14 protein-coding genes are annotated in these 16,225 nt (G+C 74.0%); 7 read left to right on the top strand and 7 right to left on the bottom strand.

Features of this window, described 5'->3' with window-relative positions; genetic code table 11:
• The 5 genes from ABQ292_RS14820 to ABQ292_RS14840 form a co-directional block, all read right to left on the bottom strand.
• On the bottom strand, nucleotides 1-845 hold an 845-nt coding region (locus ABQ292_RS14820), incomplete at its 3' end, for an L-lactate permease (RefSeq protein ID WP_369207661.1).
• A gap of 109 nt (nucleotides 846-954) precedes the next feature.
• Complete coding sequence (gene glcF / locus ABQ292_RS14825) at nucleotides 955-2,586, bottom strand: glycolate oxidase subunit GlcF (protein ID WP_369207663.1); 1,632 nt, start codon at nucleotides 2,584-2,586, stop codon at nucleotides 955-957.
• The gene (locus ABQ292_RS14830) at nucleotides 2,587-3,774 is read right to left on the bottom strand and encodes an FAD-binding oxidoreductase (RefSeq protein WP_369207665.1); all 1,188 of its coding nucleotides are present in this window, start codon (nucleotides 3,772-3,774) and stop codon (nucleotides 2,587-2,589) included.
• Nucleotides 3,774-5,261, bottom strand: a complete 1,488-nt coding sequence (locus tag ABQ292_RS14835) for an FAD-linked oxidase C-terminal domain-containing protein (RefSeq protein ID WP_369207667.1) — start codon at nucleotides 5,259-5,261, stop codon at nucleotides 3,774-3,776. Before ABQ292_RS14835 ends, ABQ292_RS14830 begins: the two co-directional genes overlap by 1 nt.
• Nucleotides 5,262-5,268: 7 nt before the next feature.
• Entirely contained in the window at nucleotides 5,269-5,454 is a 186-nt protein-coding gene (locus ABQ292_RS14840) for a hypothetical protein (RefSeq protein ID WP_369207669.1), read from the bottom strand.
• A gap of 226 nt (nucleotides 5,455-5,680) precedes the next feature.
• On the opposite strand from ABQ292_RS14840, the gene ABQ292_RS14845 reads away from it, so the two are divergent.
• The 3 genes from ABQ292_RS14845 to ABQ292_RS14855 all read left to right on the top strand — a co-directional run bounded on the left by ABQ292_RS14845 (nucleotide 5,681) and on the right by ABQ292_RS14855 (nucleotide 8,747).
• A complete protein-coding gene (locus tag ABQ292_RS14845; RefSeq protein WP_369207671.1) occupies nucleotides 5,681-6,472 on the top strand; it encodes an IclR family transcriptional regulator in 792 nt (263 codons plus the stop codon).
• An 89-nt stretch (nucleotides 6,473-6,561) separates the two neighbouring features.
• Nucleotides 6,562-7,044: a MarR family winged helix-turn-helix transcriptional regulator gene (locus ABQ292_RS14850; RefSeq protein WP_369207673.1), complete on the top strand. Its 483-nt coding sequence runs from the start codon at nucleotides 6,562-6,564 to the stop codon at nucleotides 7,042-7,044.
• Between the two features lie 71 nt (nucleotides 7,045-7,115).
• Complete coding sequence (locus ABQ292_RS14855; protein ID WP_369207675.1) at nucleotides 7,116-8,747, top strand: MFS transporter; 1,632 nt, start codon at nucleotides 7,116-7,118, stop codon at nucleotides 8,745-8,747.
• Between the two features lie 83 nt (nucleotides 8,748-8,830).
• Here the strand turns inward: ABQ292_RS14855 and ABQ292_RS14860 are convergent, their stop codons facing one another.
• Nucleotides 8,831-9,268 carry an OsmC family peroxiredoxin gene (locus ABQ292_RS14860; protein ID WP_369207677.1) on the bottom strand — a complete coding sequence of 146 codons (438 nt, stop codon included), beginning with the start codon at nucleotides 9,266-9,268 and terminating at the stop codon, nucleotides 8,831-8,833.
• A gap of 99 nt (nucleotides 9,269-9,367) precedes the next feature.
• A complete protein-coding gene (locus tag ABQ292_RS14865) occupies nucleotides 9,368-9,841 on the bottom strand; it encodes a MarR family winged helix-turn-helix transcriptional regulator (protein ID WP_438940593.1) in 474 nt (157 codons plus the stop codon).
• Between the two features lie 200 nt (nucleotides 9,842-10,041).
• Between ABQ292_RS14865 and clpB the strand changes: the two genes are divergently transcribed.
• The 4 genes from clpB to ABQ292_RS14885 all read left to right on the top strand — a co-directional run bounded on the left by clpB (nucleotide 10,042) and on the right by ABQ292_RS14885 (nucleotide 16,150).
• The gene (gene clpB, locus ABQ292_RS14870) at nucleotides 10,042-12,627 is read left to right on the top strand and encodes an ATP-dependent chaperone ClpB (RefSeq protein ID WP_369207679.1); all 2,586 of its coding nucleotides are present in this window, start codon (nucleotides 10,042-10,044) and stop codon (nucleotides 12,625-12,627) included.
• A gap of 244 nt (nucleotides 12,628-12,871) precedes the next feature.
• Nucleotides 12,872-13,585, top strand: coding sequence for a hypothetical protein (locus ABQ292_RS14875; RefSeq protein WP_369207681.1), 714 nt, complete (start codon nucleotides 12,872-12,874; stop codon nucleotides 13,583-13,585).
• 65 nt (nucleotides 13,586-13,650) lie between these two features.
• On the top strand, nucleotides 13,651-15,333 hold the full coding sequence (locus ABQ292_RS14880; protein WP_369207683.1) for a molybdopterin-dependent oxidoreductase: 1,683 nt from the start codon (nucleotides 13,651-13,653) through the stop codon (nucleotides 15,331-15,333).
• Between the two features lie 142 nt (nucleotides 15,334-15,475).
• Nucleotides 15,476-16,150, top strand: coding sequence for a fasciclin domain-containing protein (locus ABQ292_RS14885; protein ID WP_369207685.1), 675 nt, complete (start codon nucleotides 15,476-15,478; stop codon nucleotides 16,148-16,150).
• Nucleotides 16,151-16,225 lie beyond the last annotated feature (75 nt).

Consider the following 16,225-nt stretch of genomic DNA (forward strand, 5'->3'; position numbering starts at 1 on the left):
ACCGGCTCGTAGGTGGCCTTGCGCATGCGCACCACGGCGACGACCGCGGCCGCGGCCACGAGCGCGGCGATGATGTCGGTCAGCGGCACCGAGATGTAGTTGGCGGCGACGAACTGTGCGACACCGAACGAGACGCCGGCGACCAGCGCCTCCAGCCAGGTGTCCTTCAGCCCGCGCTTGCCGTCGACGACGAACACCAGCACCAGCGGCACGAACGCGGCCAGGATCGGCGTCTGCCGCCCGGCCATCGCACCGAGCGTGTCGACGGTGAGCCGCGCGTCGTCGCTGACGCCGGAGGTCACCGTGGCCAGGGTGACGATCGGCGTGGCCAGTGCGCCGAAGGCGACCGGCGCGGTGTTGGCGATCAGCGCCACCGCGGCGGCCTTCATCGGCTGGAAGCCCAGCGCCATGAGCATGACGACGCTGATCGCGACCGGCGTCCCGAAGCCGGCCAGCGCCTCGAGGAGAGCGCCGAAGCAGAAGGCGATGATGATCGCCTGGATCCGCTGGTCGGGGCTGACCTTCTCGAACGAGCGGCGCAGCACGTCGAAGTGCCCGGTCGCGACGGTGAGGTTGTAGACCCAGATCGCGTTGATGACGATCCAGAGGATCGGGAAGAAGCCGAACGCCGCGCCCTCGGACGCCGACAGGAGCGACTGCCCCACCGGCATCCGGAACGCCACGATGGCCAGGACGATCGCGACGGCCAGGGAGATGAGCCCCGCCAGCCAGGCCTTGACCTTCAGCGCGCCGAGGAGCACGAACAGGGTGAGCAGCGGGACCGCTGCCACCAGGGCGCTCAGTGCGAGTGACCCACCTACGGGGTCGACGACCTGCTCGAACAACGGAGCTCCTTCCCTCGACGGTGAGGGCACCAGACGGGCGTGGGGGACGTACGGCGGTGCGGGCGGTACGGGGTGGAGCGGGTGGTGCGGTACGGGGTCGGCCGGGCGGTCACCGGTCGGCGGCAGCCGGCCTGGCCAGGGCGGTGCCGGGGCCGGTCAGGGCCCGCTCGAGCAGTTCCTCGACGGGCACGCCGCGGATCGAGGCGTCGAGCACCTGCACGGTGTGCGCGACCGGCATCCGCTTGCCCATCCGGGCCAGCGTCGTGGCCACCTGCATCCAGCAGCCGGGGTTGGCGGTCACCATCAGGTCCGCCCCGGTGGCGAGGACGGCCGCTGCCTTGCGCTCCCCGAGCTCCCGTGCCGGCTCCGGCTGCAGCATGTTGTAGGTGCCGGCGCTGCCGCAGCACAGCTCGGCCTCGGTGAGCTGCCTGAGCTCCACGCCGGGGATGCCGCGCAGCAGCCGTCGCGGTTCCTCGCGGATGCCCTGCGCGTGGGCCAGGTGGCAGGCGTCCTGGTAGGCCACGGTCATGGGGAGCGCGTGCCGCTCGGCCACCGGCCCGAGCTCGTCGAGGAACTCGGTGATGTCCCGGGACTTCCGGGCCAGCGCCTCGGCGCGCTCGGCCCACTCCGGCTCGTCGCGCAGCTGGTGGCCGTACTCCTTGATGTTCGAGCCGCAGCCGGCCGCGTTCACGACGACGTGGTCGACCCCGGCCTGCTCGAAGGTCTGGATCGTCCGCTTGGCGAAGTCCAGGGCCTGCTCCTCGCGGCCGCCGTGGCCGGGCAGGGCCCCGCAGCAGCCCTGGCTCCGCGGCGCGATGACGTCGCAGCCCTCGGCGGCCAGGACCCGCACGGTCGCGGCGTTCACGTCGGGGAAGAACGTCCCCTGCACGCAACCGGCGAGCAGCCCGACGACCGCGCGCCGCTGGCCGACGGCCGGCGTCCGCTCGGGGACGCGCTCCACCGGGCCGAGCTTGGGCGCGAGCGACTCCATGGCCTGCAGGGGCGCCGGCAGCTTCCGCATGAGTCCCGTGCGGGTCAGCAGGCTGCCCAGCCGGCTGGCCTGGTAGGCCCGCAGCGGCCCGCGCAGCGCACGCAGCCGCCGCGGGTAGGGGAACAGGTTGTAGATGAGGTCGCGGTAGAGCTTCTCCGACCGCGACCGCTGGTACCGCCGCTCGATCTGCGGGCGGGTGGCCTCGATCAGCTTGTCGTACTGCACGCCGGACGGGCAGGCCGTCACGCAGGCCATGCAGCCGAGGCACTGGTCGAAGTGGCGCACCATCGAGTCGTCGAGCGGCTCGCCCTCCAACGCCTCCTTCATGAGGTAGATGCGCCCGCGGGGGCTGTCCATCTCCTCGCCCCAGAGCACGTACGTGGGGCAGGTCGGCAGGCAGAACCCGCAGTGCACGCAGTCACCGATGAGCGCGGCGTCCGGCGGGTGGTGGTCGTCGAAGGCCGGCTGCACGGCCTGCCGCGTCCCCGGCAGGCCGAGCAGGGTCGAGGTGCCCACGGTGGCAGCCCCGGTGCCGGCCGGCAGGTCGATGTCCTGGCCGATGTCGAGCGGGCGGCGCGCCCCGACGACCGCCGAGGGGGCCTCGTCGGCCGCCCGGGCGGCCCCGGTGGGCGATCCGGGCGGCAGGTCGGCGACCGAGTCGCGCACCGGGCCGACGTTCGGGGAGGCGCCGGGGGACCCGGGCGGGGGCGAGTCGCCCCGGTCGTGACTGCCCGGCGTGATCTCCGTCATCTACAACCCTCCGACGAACCGGCCCGGCGACATCCGTCGCTCGGGGTCGAACCTCTCCTTGACCCGCCGCATCAGGTCCAGCGCGTCCCCCACCGGGCCCCAGTGGTCCAGGCGGCCCACGAGACCCTCCGGCGCACGCAGCACGACCGCGGTCCCGTCGTGCTCGGCGATGGCCGCACGCAGCCGGGGCAGCATGTCGACCGCCTCCCCGGCCGGCACGGCCGCGTAGGACACCCCCGTGGCGGCGTGCGCGGCCACCGCCGTCCCGGCGGGGAGCGCGCGCAGCACCGGCGAGAGCGCCGCCGGCACGTGGGCCAGCCGCAGCAGCACGTCGTCCGCGCCGCCGGGCCGCCGGCCGACGTCGTCGGGCAGGTCCTCGGACTCCTCACCGCCGCCCAGCAGCGCCACGGTGGAGCGCGCCTGGTCGGCCACCGACTCGGCGATCGACTCGAACAGCACGACGAGCCGCCCGGGACCCCCGGCCGTGCCGATCAGCTCCACGGCCGACGGGGTGAGCGTCGAGCGGGCCAGCGCGACCGACAGCGGCCCCGCAGCCGCGACGTCCGGGAGCTCGAGGGTGACCAGCCGGCGCGCGGGCGGGACCGGGTGCAGCCGCCAGGTCGTGGAGACGACGACGCCCAGCGTGCCGTGGGCCCCGGTGTAGAGCTTGCCGAGGTCGTAGCCGGCGACGTTCTTGACGACCTTGCCGCCGGCGTGGGCGACGGTGCCGTCGGCGAGGACGACGGTGGTGCCGATGAGCAGGTCACGGGTGGTGCCGTAGTGCAGGCGGCGGGGCCCGGACGCGTTCGCGCTCACCACGCCGCCCAGCGTGGCGCCGTCCTCGGGCGGGTCGAGGCCGAGCAGCTGGCCCGCCTGGCCGAGCTGAGCCTGCAGGTCGGCCAGCCGGACCCCGGCCTCGGCCACGACGGTGAGGTCACCGGCCACGTGCTCGACGACGCGGTCGAGACCGGTGACGTCGAGCAGCAGGTCGCAGGACTCCGGCGGCGCGGCCCAGGTCAGCTTGCTGCGCCCGCCGACCGGCACGACGGTGAGCCCGTCGGCCGCCGCGGCCCGCACGACGTCGGCGACCTCCTCGACGGTCCCGGGCCGGACGACCTCGCGCGGCACCACCCCGCCGATGGCGTCGTCGGGGCCGCCGGCCCGGCGGGTGACGGTCGGTGCGGTCATCAGAAGACCTCGCCGAGGCCCGCCGCCTGCACCGGGTGCTCGCCCGTGCGGACGCCCGGCCGCTCCCCGCAGAGCCGCGGGGTCGGGAAGACCTTGCCCGGGTTGGCGATGCCGTCGGGGTCGAAGGCGCACCGGACCAGCTGCATGGTGTCGAGGTCCTCGGCGGTGAACTGCTTGCCCATCTTCATGCGCTTCTCCTGGCCGACCCCGTGCTCGCCGGTGATGGAGCCGCCCGAGGTGATGCAGAGTTCCAGGATGGCCCCGGCCAGCTCCTCGGCCTCGTGGGCCTGGCCCTCCACCGCGTCGTCGAAGAGCACGAGCGGGTGCAGGTTGCCGTCGCCGGCGTGGAACACGTTCGCCACCCGCAGCCCCCTCTCGTCGGCCATCCGGTCGATCTCGGCCAGCACCTCGGGGAGCTTGGTGCGGGGGATGACGCCGTCCTGCACGAAGTAGGAGGGACTGATCCGGCCGACCGCCGCGAACGCCGACTTGCGCCCCTTCCACATCAGCGCCCGCTCCGCGGCGTCGGCCGCGATGCGGGTCTCGAAGGCGTTGCGCCGCCGCGCGATCTCCTCGACCTGCCTGAACTGGGCCTCGACCTCGACCTCGGGGCCGTCGAGCTCGATGACCAGCACCGCCACCGCACCCTCGGGATAGCCGCAGCTCACCGCGGCCTCGGCGGCCTCGATGGCCAGGGCGTCCATCATCTCGACGGCGGCGGGCACGATCCCGGCCGCGATGATGTCGCTGACCGTGCCGGCGGCGTCCTCGACCGACCGGTAGCCCACGAGCATGGTCTGCACGGCCTCCGGCACCCGGATCAGCCGCAGGGTCAGCTCGGTCGCGACGCCCAGGGTCCCCTCGCTGCCGATGAACGCGCCCAGCAGGTCGTAGCCCGGGTGCTCGGGGGCGCGCCCGCCGAGGTGCACGACCTCGCCGTCGGGCAGGACCACCTCGGCGCCCAGGACGTGGTTGACCGTGAAGCCGTACTTCAGGCAGTGCGCGCCCCCCGCGTTCTCGGCCACGTTGCCGCCGATCGAGCAGACCAGCTGGGACGACGGGTCGGGCGCGTAGGCCAGGTCGAACGGCGTCGCGTCGCGGGTGACCCACAGGTTGATGACGCCGGGCTCCACGGTCACCTGGCGGTTGTCGGCGTCGACCGCCCCGATCGAGCGCAGCCGGGACGTCACGAGCAGGACGCCGTCCGCACGGGGGAGCGCGCCACCGGAGAGCCCGGTCCCGGAACCGCGGGCCACGAACGGCACACCGGCCTCGGAGCAGAGCCTGACCGTGTCGACGACGTGCTGCCGGTTCTCGGCCAGCACCACGATCGCCGGGGTGACCTTGAAGTTGGCCAGCCCGTCGCACTCGTAGGTGCGCACCTGGGTGCGGTCGGTGAGCACCCGCTCCGTGCCCACCGCGGCCCGCAGGCGTTCGGACAGGTCGGCGGTGCGCTGGGAGGTGTCCGGTTCGGCGATGGCGGTCATGGCGTCCTCATGGCGTGCGCTCGTGGGCGGGCAGGGTCAGGGAGTCCGAGTGCTCGTCGGCCAGCGCCTGCTCGGTGGACAGCGCGCGGGCGTCGCCGCGGGACTCCGCGACGGCCTCCATCTCCTCGTCGGTGAGGCGCTCGAGCAGCTCGCGGGTGACCTCGAGGCCTGCCACGTCCGCGCTGCTGCTCACGGTCCTCCCTGTCGGTGTGGGTCCTCGTGGTCGGTCATGGTCCCGCCGCCGCGTCTGCTCAGCGAGTCGAGAGGGGACACCAGGGACTGTTCCGCATCGTGGAATAAGCTGTCTACAGTCTGGAAACAACCGGTCCGGAACGTAGTGCGCCCGGTCGCCGGGGGTCAAGGCGGGTGGGGGCACGTCCCCGCCGCGAGGCGACCAGGGTCCGGGCGGAGGTGGCGGGGTGGCGACCGGTGCGGCGGCCGCGGGCGGCGCGGCGGAGGGCGTGCAGTCCCTGGAGCGCGCGTTCGTGCTCCTCGAGCTGATGGCCGACGCCGGAGGGGAGGTCGCGATCAGCCGGCTGGCCGCCGAGAGCGGCCTGGCCCTCTCGACCATCCACCGCCTGGTGCGCACACTCGTGGCCCGGGGCTACGTGCGCCAGCTGCCGTCCCGGCGCTACGTCCTCGGCCCGCGGCTGATCCACCTGGGGGAGAGCTCGTCGCGGATGCTGGCCACCTGGGCGCAGCCGCACCTGTCCTGGCTGGTCGACGAGATCGGTGAGACGGCCAACCTCGCCATGCTCGACGGCGACCGCGTCGTCTACGTCGCCCAGGTCCCCTCGCGGCACTCGATGCGGATGTTCACCGAGGTCGGCCGGCGCGTCCACCTGCACTGCACCGGCGTCGGCAAGGTCCTGCTCGCCCAGCTGCCGGCCGACCAGGTGCGCCGGCTGCTCGTGCAGGCCGGCATGCCGGTGCGCACCGAGCGCACGGTGACCGACCCGGACGAGCTGCTCGCCCAGCTGCCGTCCGTCGCCGAGCGGGGCTACGCGGTGGACGACGGCGAGCAGGAGGCCGGGGTGCGGTGCGTCGCCGTCCCGGTGCCGGGGGGGTCGGCGGCCGGGGCCATCTCGGTGTCGGGTCCGGCAGGCCGGCTGGGCATGGACGCGGTGTCGCGGGTGGTGCCGCTCCTGCAGTCGGCCGCTGCCGCGCTGGCCGCCGAGCTCCGGCAGGACGCGGGTCGGCCCCGGGCGTGAGGTACCGGACACGGAGCTGAAGTTGTCTGCCGCAACCAATCAAATGTATGGTTGCGGTCTGCAAGCACTCCCCTCGTCACGAGGACCTCATGCCCCTCTCTCCCGGCACCCGTGACCGGCTCGTCGCCGCCGTCGCGCAGTTCGTCCGCGCCGGCCGGCACGTCTCCACGCGTGCCGCCGAGTCCGTCCACGGCGGCCTGCCCTCCTTCGGATGGGGCCTGCTGCTCCCGCTGGAGCGCGACGGCGAGCAGCGCTGCAGCACGCTGGCCGCACGGACCGGTGTCGACGTCTCCGTCGTCAGCCGGCAGGTCGCGGCCCTGGAGCGGCAGGGCCACGTCGAGCGGCGGCCCGATCCCGACGACGGGCGGGCCAGTCTCATCCGGCTCTCCGAGGCCGGTGCCGCCGCCCTCGCCCGCACGCGGGCCGTGCGCTCCGAGTGGGCCACCGCCGCCCTCGCCGACTGGGACGAGGAGGACGCCCGCCGGCTCGGCGAGCTGCTCGAGCGCCTGGCGGCCGACCTCGACCGGGCCGCCCCCGCGACCTCCCAGATCCCCCTCGGGGCCGCCTCGTGAGCGCGTCCCGTCCCCTCGCGGCACCGGCGCCGCTCCCGCCCACCTCCGACCGCCGATCGTCCAGGAGCACCGTGACCACCACCCGCGAGCCCGACACCGGAGCCGCCTCCACCCCGCGACCGCCGGTCGAGCCGGAGGCGCCGGTCGAGCAGCAGGGCCGCATGACCCACCGCCAGATCCTCGAGGCGCTCTCGGGGATGTTGCTGGCGATGTTCGTGGCGTTCCTGTCCTCGACCGTCGTCTCCAACGCCCTGCCGACGATCATCACCGACCTGCGCGGCAGCCAGAGCCAGTACACGTGGGTGATCACGGCCACCCTGCTCGCCTCGACGGCGTCGACGCCGATCTGGGGCAAGCTCGCCGACCTGTTCGACAAGAAGCGGCTGATCCAGCTCGCGATCGTGGTCTTCATCGTCGGGTCGATGCTGGCCGGGCTGTCGCAGTCGGTCGGCACCCTCATCGGCTGGCGCGTGCTGCAGGGCCTGGGCCTCGGCGGCCTGCAGGCGCTGGTGCAGATCGCGATGGCCGCGATGATCAGCCCCCGCGAGCGGGGCCGGTACTCCGGCCTGCTCGGCAGCGTCATGGCCGTGGCCACCGTCGGCGGGCCGCTGCTGGGCGGCCTGCTGGTCGACACCAGCTGGCTGGGCTGGCGCTGGTGCTTCTACGTCGGCGTCCCGTTCGCCGCGGTGGCGCTTGTCCTGCTGCAGCGCACGCTGCACCTGCCGGTCACCAAGCGGCGGGTCCGCATCGACTACCTGGGCGCGGCCTTCCTGACCGCCGGGGTCTCGGCGCTGCTGATCTGGGTCACCCTGGCCGGCGACCGGTTCGCCTGGGCGTCCACGGAGACGGCGCTGTTCCTCACCGGCGGCGCGCTGGCGGTCGTCGCCTTCCTCGTCACCGAGACGCGGGCCGCCGAGCCGGTCGTCCCGCTGCGGCTGTTCCGCGACCGGACGACGACGCTGGCCATCGTCGCCAGCGTGGCCATCGGTGTGGCGATGTTCGGCTCGACGGTCTTCCTCGGCCAGTACCTGCAGATCTCGCGCGGCTACTCGCCGACGGCGGCCGGCCTGCTCACCATCCCGATGGTCGGCGGGCTGCTGGTCTCCTCGACCGTCTCGGGCATCCTCATCACCCGGTACGGCCGGTGGAAGGGCTACCTGGTGGCCGGCTCGCTGCTCGTCGTCGCCGGGTTCGGCCTGCTGGCGACGATCGACCACGAGACGTCGATGGTGCCGCTCGGCGTCTTCCTCTTCGTCCTCGGCACGGGGATCGGCATGACGATGCAGAACCTGGTGCTCGCGGTGCAGAACACCGTCGCCGCCTCCGACCTGGGCGCGGCCAGCTCCGCGGTGGCCTTCTTCCGCAGCCTCGGCGGCACCATCGGCGTCTCCGTGCTCGGCGCGGTGCTCAGCAGCCGGGTGGGCACCCTGATCGCCGCCGGGCTCCCGCCGGAGGCGGCCGCGGCCGGCAGCGGCTCGGGGAGCATCGGGCTGGCCGACCTCGCCGACGCGCCGGCGCCGGTCCAGGAGCTCATCCGGGTGTCCTACGGCGACGCGACGGGGCGGATCTTCCTGGTCTCCGCGGTCATCGCGGCGGTCGCCGTCGCGGCCGTCGTGCTGATCCGCGAGGTCGCCCTGCGCACCGAGAGCGGTGAGGAGCGGCTGTCGCGGGAGTCCGGCGAGCGGGCGCCCGCCCGGGTCTGATCCGGCCCCGCACACGACGACGGCCCGGCCCCCGGTGAGGGGGCGGGCCGTCGTCGTGGGGCTGCCCTGCAGCGAGGAGGACCTCAGTCGAGGGCGGCGTCCAGGGAGATGTCCACGCCGGTCAGCGCCTTGCTCACCGGGCAGCCGGCCTTGGCGTCCTGGGCGGCCTTGTCGAACGCGGCGGCGTCGAGGCCCTCCACCTCACCGCGGACGGTGAGCGTGATGCCGGTCAGCCGGAAGCCGCCGGCCGGGTCCGGTCCGAGGGACACGTCGGCCTTGACCTCGAGGGACTGCGGGGTACCCCCCGCCTCCGCGATGTTGGCCGACAACTGCATGGCGAAGCAGGCGGAGTGGGCCGCGGCGACGAGCTCCTCGGGGCTGGTGGTGCCGCCGGCCTCGTCGGCGGCGCGCTTGGGGAAGCTGACCTCGTAGGTGCCGACCTTCGAGCTGCTCAGCTCGACCTGGCCCGACCCCTGCTCGAGGGTGCCGTTCCATGCGGTGCGTGCGGTACGGGTGGGCATGGCGCTGCCTTCCGGTCGGGTGGATGCCGGCGTCTGCTCGCCGGCGTCTCGGGACCCCGCGCTACTACCCGGATCAGTTGTACGCAACCCACCTCTCGGTCAGACGTGGCGCGGCGCCTCGTTGACCCGCTGGGTCAGCACGTTGAGCGTCTGCTTGAGCTCGGCGAAGTCGTCCACGTTCAGGTGCAGTGCGCAGATCATGTCCTGGGAGATGGCGAAGGCCTTGTCGCGCAGGGCGCGGCCCTCGTCGGTCAGGGCGATGGCGACCGAGCGCTCGTCCTCGACCCGACGGTGGCGGGTCACCAGGCCGGCCGAGGTGAGCCGCTTGAGCAGCGGCGAGAGCGTGCCGCTGTCGAGGGCCAGGCGCTGGCCGAGCTGGCCGACGGTCTGCTGGTCCTCCTCCCAGAGCAGCATCATCACCAGGTACTGGGGATAGGTCAGGCCCAGCTCCTCGAGCATCGGCCGGTACCGCGCCGTCAGGGCACGCGAGGCCGCGTACAGGGCGAAGCAGAGCTGGTCGTCGAGAGCCACGCTCGGTGCGGGGAGCTGTGGCTCCCCGCGCGTCATCGTCATGTCCAGCAGTGTAGGAGCAACCAGGTCGTGCGGCATGCAGTTGCGACCGGTGTCAACCCCTGAGGGGCAACCCGCCGGTGCGACCTCCCGGTCGGGGAGGGTTGAGTGGAACAGACTCAACTCCTGGCTCGTTGCACCCGTCGAGACCGATCCGGCCGGATCCCGGCCACCACCTGACGAGAGGACCGACGACACCGACCATGGAGAGCAAGCTGACCACCCGATCGCAGGAGGCGTTCGCGGCCGCCCAGCGGCTGGCGGTCGACCGGGGGCAGGCCGCCCTGGAGCCCCTGCACCTGCTCGTCGCCCTGCTGCAGCAGACCGACGGCATCGCCGGCCCCCTCCTGGCCGCCGCCGGCGCCGAGCCCGCCGACGTCCGCGCCAAGGCAGAGGCGGCGCTGCGGCGCCTGCCGAGCGTCAGTGGCGCCACCGTCGCCGCACCCTCGCCGTCCCGTGAGCTGCTGCGCGTGGTCAACGCCGCCGGCGAGCAGGCCAGCGCCCTCGGCGACGAGTACGTGTCCACCGAGCACCTGCTGGTCGGCCTGGCCGGCTCCGACGGCGAGGCCGGCTCGGTGCTGACCAGCGCCGGCGCCACCCGCGACGCGCTCCTGGCCGCCTTCCGCACCGTCCGCGGCAACCGCAAGGTCACCACCGCCGACCCGGAGAGCACCTTCCAGGCGCTGGAGAAGTACGCCGTCGACCTCACCGAGCGTGCCCGCGAGGGGAAGATCGACCCGGTCATCGGCCGCGACACCGAGATCCGCCGGGTCGTGCAGGTGCTGTCCCGGCGCACCAAGAACAACCCGGTCCTCATCGGCGAGCCCGGCGTCGGCAAGACCGCCATCGTCGAGGGGCTGGCGCAGCGCATCGTGGCCGGCGACGTCCCCGAGAGCCTCAAGGGCAAGCGGCTCATGGCCCTCGACCTGGCCTCGATGGTGGCCGGTGCCAAGTACCGCGGTGAGTTCGAGGAGCGGCTCAAGGCCGTCCTGCAGGAGATCACCGAGGCCGAGGGTGAGGTCATCACCTTCATCGACGAGCTGCACACCATCGTCGGCGCCGGTGCCTCCGGCGACGGCGCCATGGACGCCGGCAACATGATCAAGCCGATGCTCGCCCGCGGTGAGCTGCGCATGGTGGGTGCGACGACCCTCGACGAGTACCGCGAGCACATCGAGAAGGACCCCGCGCTCGAGCGCCGCTTCCAGCAGGTCTACGTCGGTGAGCCCTCCGTGGAGGACACGATCGGCATCCTGCGCGGCCTCAAGGAGCGCTACGAGGTCCACCACGGCGTGCGGATCACCGACGGCGCGATCGTCGCCGCCGCGACGCTGTCGGACCGCTACGTCACGGCCCGCTTCCTCCCCGACAAGGCGATCGACCTGGTCGACGAGGCCGCCAGCCGGCTGCGGATGGAGATCGACAGCCGGCCCGTCGAGGTCGACGAGGTCGAGCGCGCCGTCCGCCGCATGGAGATCGAGGAGATGGCGCTGGCCAAGGAGGACGACCCGTCCTCCCAGGAGCGCCTGGCCGCGCTGCGTGCCGACCTCGCCGACCGGCGCCAGCAGCTCGACGAGCTGACCGCCCGCTGGCAGCAGGACAAGTCGGCCATCGAGCGCATCCAGCGCATCAAGGAGGAGCTCGAGTCGGTCCGCACGGAAGCCGAGCGGGCCGAGCGCGACGGCGCCCTCGCCCGCGCCGCCGAGCTGCGCTACGGCCGGCTGCCGGAGCTGGAGCGCTCCCTGGCCGCGGCCGAGGACTCGGTGGAGACCGGCGAGTCGATGCTCAAGGAGGAGGTCGGCCCCGACGACATCGCCGAGGTCGTCCAGGCCTGGACCGGCATCCCCGCCGGCCGGCTGCTCGAGGGCGAGACGGCGAAGCTGCTGCGGATGGAGGAGGGGCTCGGCCGGCGGGTCGTCGGGCAGCCCGACGCCGTCCGCGCCGTCGCCGACGCTGTCCGCCGGGCGCGGTCGGGCATCTCCGACCCCGACCGGCCCACCGGGTCGTTCCTCTTCCTCGGTCCCACCGGCGTGGGCAAGACCGAGCTGGCCAAGGCGCTGGCGGAGTTCCTGTTCGACGACGAGCGGGCGATGGTCCGCATCGACATGAGCGAGTACTCCGAGAAGCACTCGGTGGCCCGCCTGGTCGGTGCTCCTCCGGGCTACGTCGGCTACGAGGCCGGTGGCCAGCTCACCGAGGCGGTGCGGCGGCGGCCCTACACGGTCGTGCTGCTCGACGAGGTGGAGAAGGCCCACCAGGACGTCTTCGACGTGCTGCTGCAGGTCCTCGACGACGGCCGCCTCACCGACGGGCAGGGGCGGACGGTGGACTTCCGCAACACCCTGCTGATCCTCACCTCGAACCTCGGCTCGCAGCTGATCGCCGACCAGTCGCTGCCGGAGGAGTCGCGGCGGGTAGCGGTGATGGACGTCGTCCGGTCGCACTTCAAGCCCGAGTTCCTCAACCGCCTCGACGACGTCGTGGTGTTCCGGGCGCTGGGCAGCGAGGAGCTGGCCGGGATCGTCGACATCCAGGTCGGCGTGCTCGCCCGCCGGCTGGCCGCCCGCCGGCTCACCCTGCGGGTCACCGACGCCGCGCGCGAGTGGCTGGCGATCAACGGGTTCGACCCCGTCTACGGCGCCCGGCCGCTGCGCCGGCTGGTCCAGTCGGCCATCGGCGACCCGCTGGCCCGCGCGCTGCTGGCCGGTGAGATCCGCGACGGCGACGAGGTCGTCGTCGACGCCCCCGAGGACCTCGCCGACGAGGGCCTGACGGTCAGCCGCGGCTGAGGGAGGACCCTCCTGCCCCCACCGCTCGCACGCTCGCGGCGGGCCCCGCAGGAGGGCCGTTCCAGCACGTCGCCGTGCTCGCGGCGGGGCGGCACCGGACGAGGCCCCGCCGTCCCACCCGGGACGGCGGGGCCTCTGCCCGTCTCCATCGATCCGGTCTCGATGGGCCCCCGGCTCTGGCCGGGACTCCGTGGGGCGGGTGATCATCGCGCCGGACACCCGACCGGCGAGCAGGGAGTGAGTGATGACCTCAGGGCAGGGCGGCCAGGACCCCCGGCAGGGATGGCAGCCGCCGCAGGACCAGCCGGGCTGGCAGAACCCGCCGCCCCCGCAGGCCTGGCAGCCGCCGCAGGACCCGCAGCAGGGCTGGCAGGCGCAGCCGCCCCCTCAGGGCTGGCAGGACCCGCAGCAGGGCTGGCAGGGGCAGCCGCCGTACGGCTACGCCACCGCTCCGTCGGCTCCCGGCCCGCACTTCGCGCCGCAGGCGCCCGAGCGGCCGACGACCGTGCGCGTGGGGATCGGGGCCTTCATCGCCACGCTGATCCTCGGCGTCATCTCCTCCCTCGTGCAGTTCTCGGACATCGACGGCCTGGTCGCGCAGGCCGTGGCGATCGCCGACGACCCGGCCGTCACCGAGGACGTCATCCGTGCCGGGATCGTCGTCGGCGGGGTGATCGGGCTGCTGCTGGTCGGCCTCCAGGCGCTGTTCATCTGGCTGGCCTGGCAGGGGCGCAACTGGGCGCGCATCGTGCTCCTGGTGCTCGGCGGGCTCAGCGTGCTCTTCGGCCTCAGCGCCCTGTCCGGCGCCGGTGGCGGCGTCGCAGGCTCGGGTTTCCTCGACTCGCTGTCCGTCTTCTCGCTGCTCCTCACGCTCGTCGGGGTCGTCGCGCTGGCGCTGCGGCCGTCGAGCGAGTGGTACAGGGCGATGACCGCGCGCCGGCAGGCCGGACTGCGCTGACAGCTCGTTACGGAACCGTTACCGCGGATGTGAACCCATAGGGCGGCCGGTCGCGAAGACCGAGCGTGACCACGACCGAGGAGGCCCCGGCCTCGACGACCGGGCCGGACGCGTCGCCCCGCCCCGGGCGCCGTCCGCTCGCCGCGCTGGCCGGTCCCCTGGCCGCCGCGGTGGCGCTCGGGGTCGCCGAGCTCGTGGCCGGCCTCGTCGGCCCGTCGTCCTCGCCGGTCGTCGCCGTCGGCGACACGGTCATCACGCTGGTCCCGGAGCCGGTCAAGCAGTTCGCCATCGCGACCTTCGGCGAGAACGACAAGATCGCCCTGGTCGTCGGCACGCTGGTCGTCGTCGCCCTCTACGCGGTGCTCGTCGGCCTGGTCTCGCTGCGCTCCCGCCGGCTGGGTGTCGCCGGCATCGCCCTGTTCGGCCTGATCGGTGCCCTCGCCGCGGTCAGCCGGACCGCGGGCGGCCCGCTCGACGCGCTGCCGTCGGTGGTCGGCGCCCTCGCCGGCACGGTCGCCCTGACGCAGCTCGTCCGGTCCCTGACGCTGCCCACCCCCGTACAGGGCGACGCCCGGGCGACCACGACCGACGACGCGGCGGCACGGCACGCCGACGAGGTGGTCCTCGAGAGGCTGCGCGGCGCGCTGGCCATGGCCGACCGCAAGGGCGCCGGCATGGACCGCCGCCGCTTCTTCCTCACCGGCGGGGTCGCCCTCGGCGCGGCCGCGGTGACCGGGGGCGGCGGCCGGCTGCTGCAGCAGCGCTTCGACGTCAGCGGCGCGCGCGGCGACCTCACCCTGCCGACCCCCTCGTCCCCGGCCCCGGCGCTGCCTCCCGGTGCCGACCTCGCCGAGCAGGTCGAGGGGCTGACGCCGCTGTTCACCGCCAACCGCGACTTCTACCGCGTGGACACCGCGATCACCGTGCCGCAGATCCGGCCCGCGGACTACCGGCTGGCCCTGCGCGGGATGTTCGACTCGCCGCGCACCTACACGCTGGCCGACCTGTTCGACCGCGACGACGTCATCGAGCGCGACATCACGCTCACCTGCGTCTCCAACGAGGTCGGCGGCACCCTCGCCAGCACCGCCCGCTGGACCGGGATCCCGCTCGGCGCCTTCCTCCGCGAGAACGGCATCCGGCCCGGCTCCGACCAACTGGTCTGCCGCTCCAGCGACGGCATGACGATCGGCGCCTCGACCCGCGCCGCCCTGGAGGTCGAGGACGCGATGATCGCCTTCGGGCAGAACGGCGAGCCGCTGCCGGTCGAGCACGGCTTCCCGGTGCGGATGCTCATCCCGGGCCTCTACGGCTACGTCTCCGCCTGCAAGTGGATGACCGAGATCGAGGCCTCCACCTACGCCGCCTTCGACGCCTACTGGACCGAGCGCGACTGGGCCGCGCAGGCGCCGATCAAGGTCTTCTCGCGGATCGACACCCCCGCGCCGCTGCGGCGCTTCCCCGCCGGCCGCCGCCCCGTCGCCGGCGTGGCGTGGGCGCAGGCCCGCGGCATCCAGCGGGTCGAGGTCCGCGTCGACGAGGGCGAGTGGCTGGATGCGCAGCTGTCCCCGCAGGTCGACGCGGACCTGTGGCGCCAGTGGGTCCTGCCGTACGACTTCGCCCCCGGCGCCTACCAGCTCACCGTCCGGGCCACCGCGGCCGACGGCGAGGTGCAGACCGAGGAGCGCGCCGCGCCCTTCCCCGACGGGGCCAGCGGCCTCCAGTCCATCCGGGTGATCGCCACCTAGCGGCCCCGCCCCGCCGGCCACCGCCGGCAGGGCGCCAGGCCCGGACCCCCAGACCCGTCTCGGCCCCCGCCGCAGACGCCTCTCCCGACCCCCTCGCACGGGCCGGGAGGGACTCCCGCAACGACGACCGAGGAGCACCCCTGTGAAGAGCACCCTGACCCGCGGCATCCTGCTGGCCTCCGCCTCGACCCTCGCGGTCACCATGAGCGCCTGCAGCTCCGACAGCGGGGCGAGCGAGAGCTCGGTCTCCCCGGACAGCAGCAGCGCGGCACCCACCACGGAGGCCGAGGAGAGCGCGGAGAGCACCACCGCCGAGCCGGCCGGCAACGAGCCCTTCGGTGCCGGCTGCACCGCCGTCCCCGCCGACGGCGAGGGCAGCTTCACCGGCATGACCGACGACCCGGTCGCCACCGCCGCCAGCAACAACCCGGTGCTGTCCACGCTGGTCCAGGCCGTCACCCAGGCCAACCTGGTCGACGCCCTCAACAGCGCGCAGGACATCACGGTCATCGCCCCGGCCAACCCGGCCTTCGAGGCCGTCCCGGCCGACCAGCTGCAGGCCGTGCTGGCCGACCAGGCCCAGCTGACCGCGATCCTCACGCACCACGTGATCGAGGGCCGCCTGAGCCCCGACCAGCTCGCCGGCACCCACACCACCCTCAACGGTGACGAGGTCACCATCGAGGGCTCGGGGGAGGCGTTCACGATGGCCCAGACCGTGACCGGCACCCCGGCCTCGGTCATCTGCGGCAACGTGCAGACGGCGAACGCCACCGTCTACATCGTCGACCAGGTCCTGGCCCCCGCCGCCGCCTGAGCGGGGACCTCCCTGCCCCCACCGCTCGCGGCGGGACGCTCCCGCACCGGCCCGGCTCCCTCGGGAGCCGGGCCG

The sequence above is a fragment of the Geodermatophilus maliterrae genome (assembly GCF_041018925.1).
GTDB classification, from domain to species: Bacteria; Actinomycetota; Actinomycetes; order Mycobacteriales; family Geodermatophilaceae; genus Geodermatophilus; species Geodermatophilus maliterrae.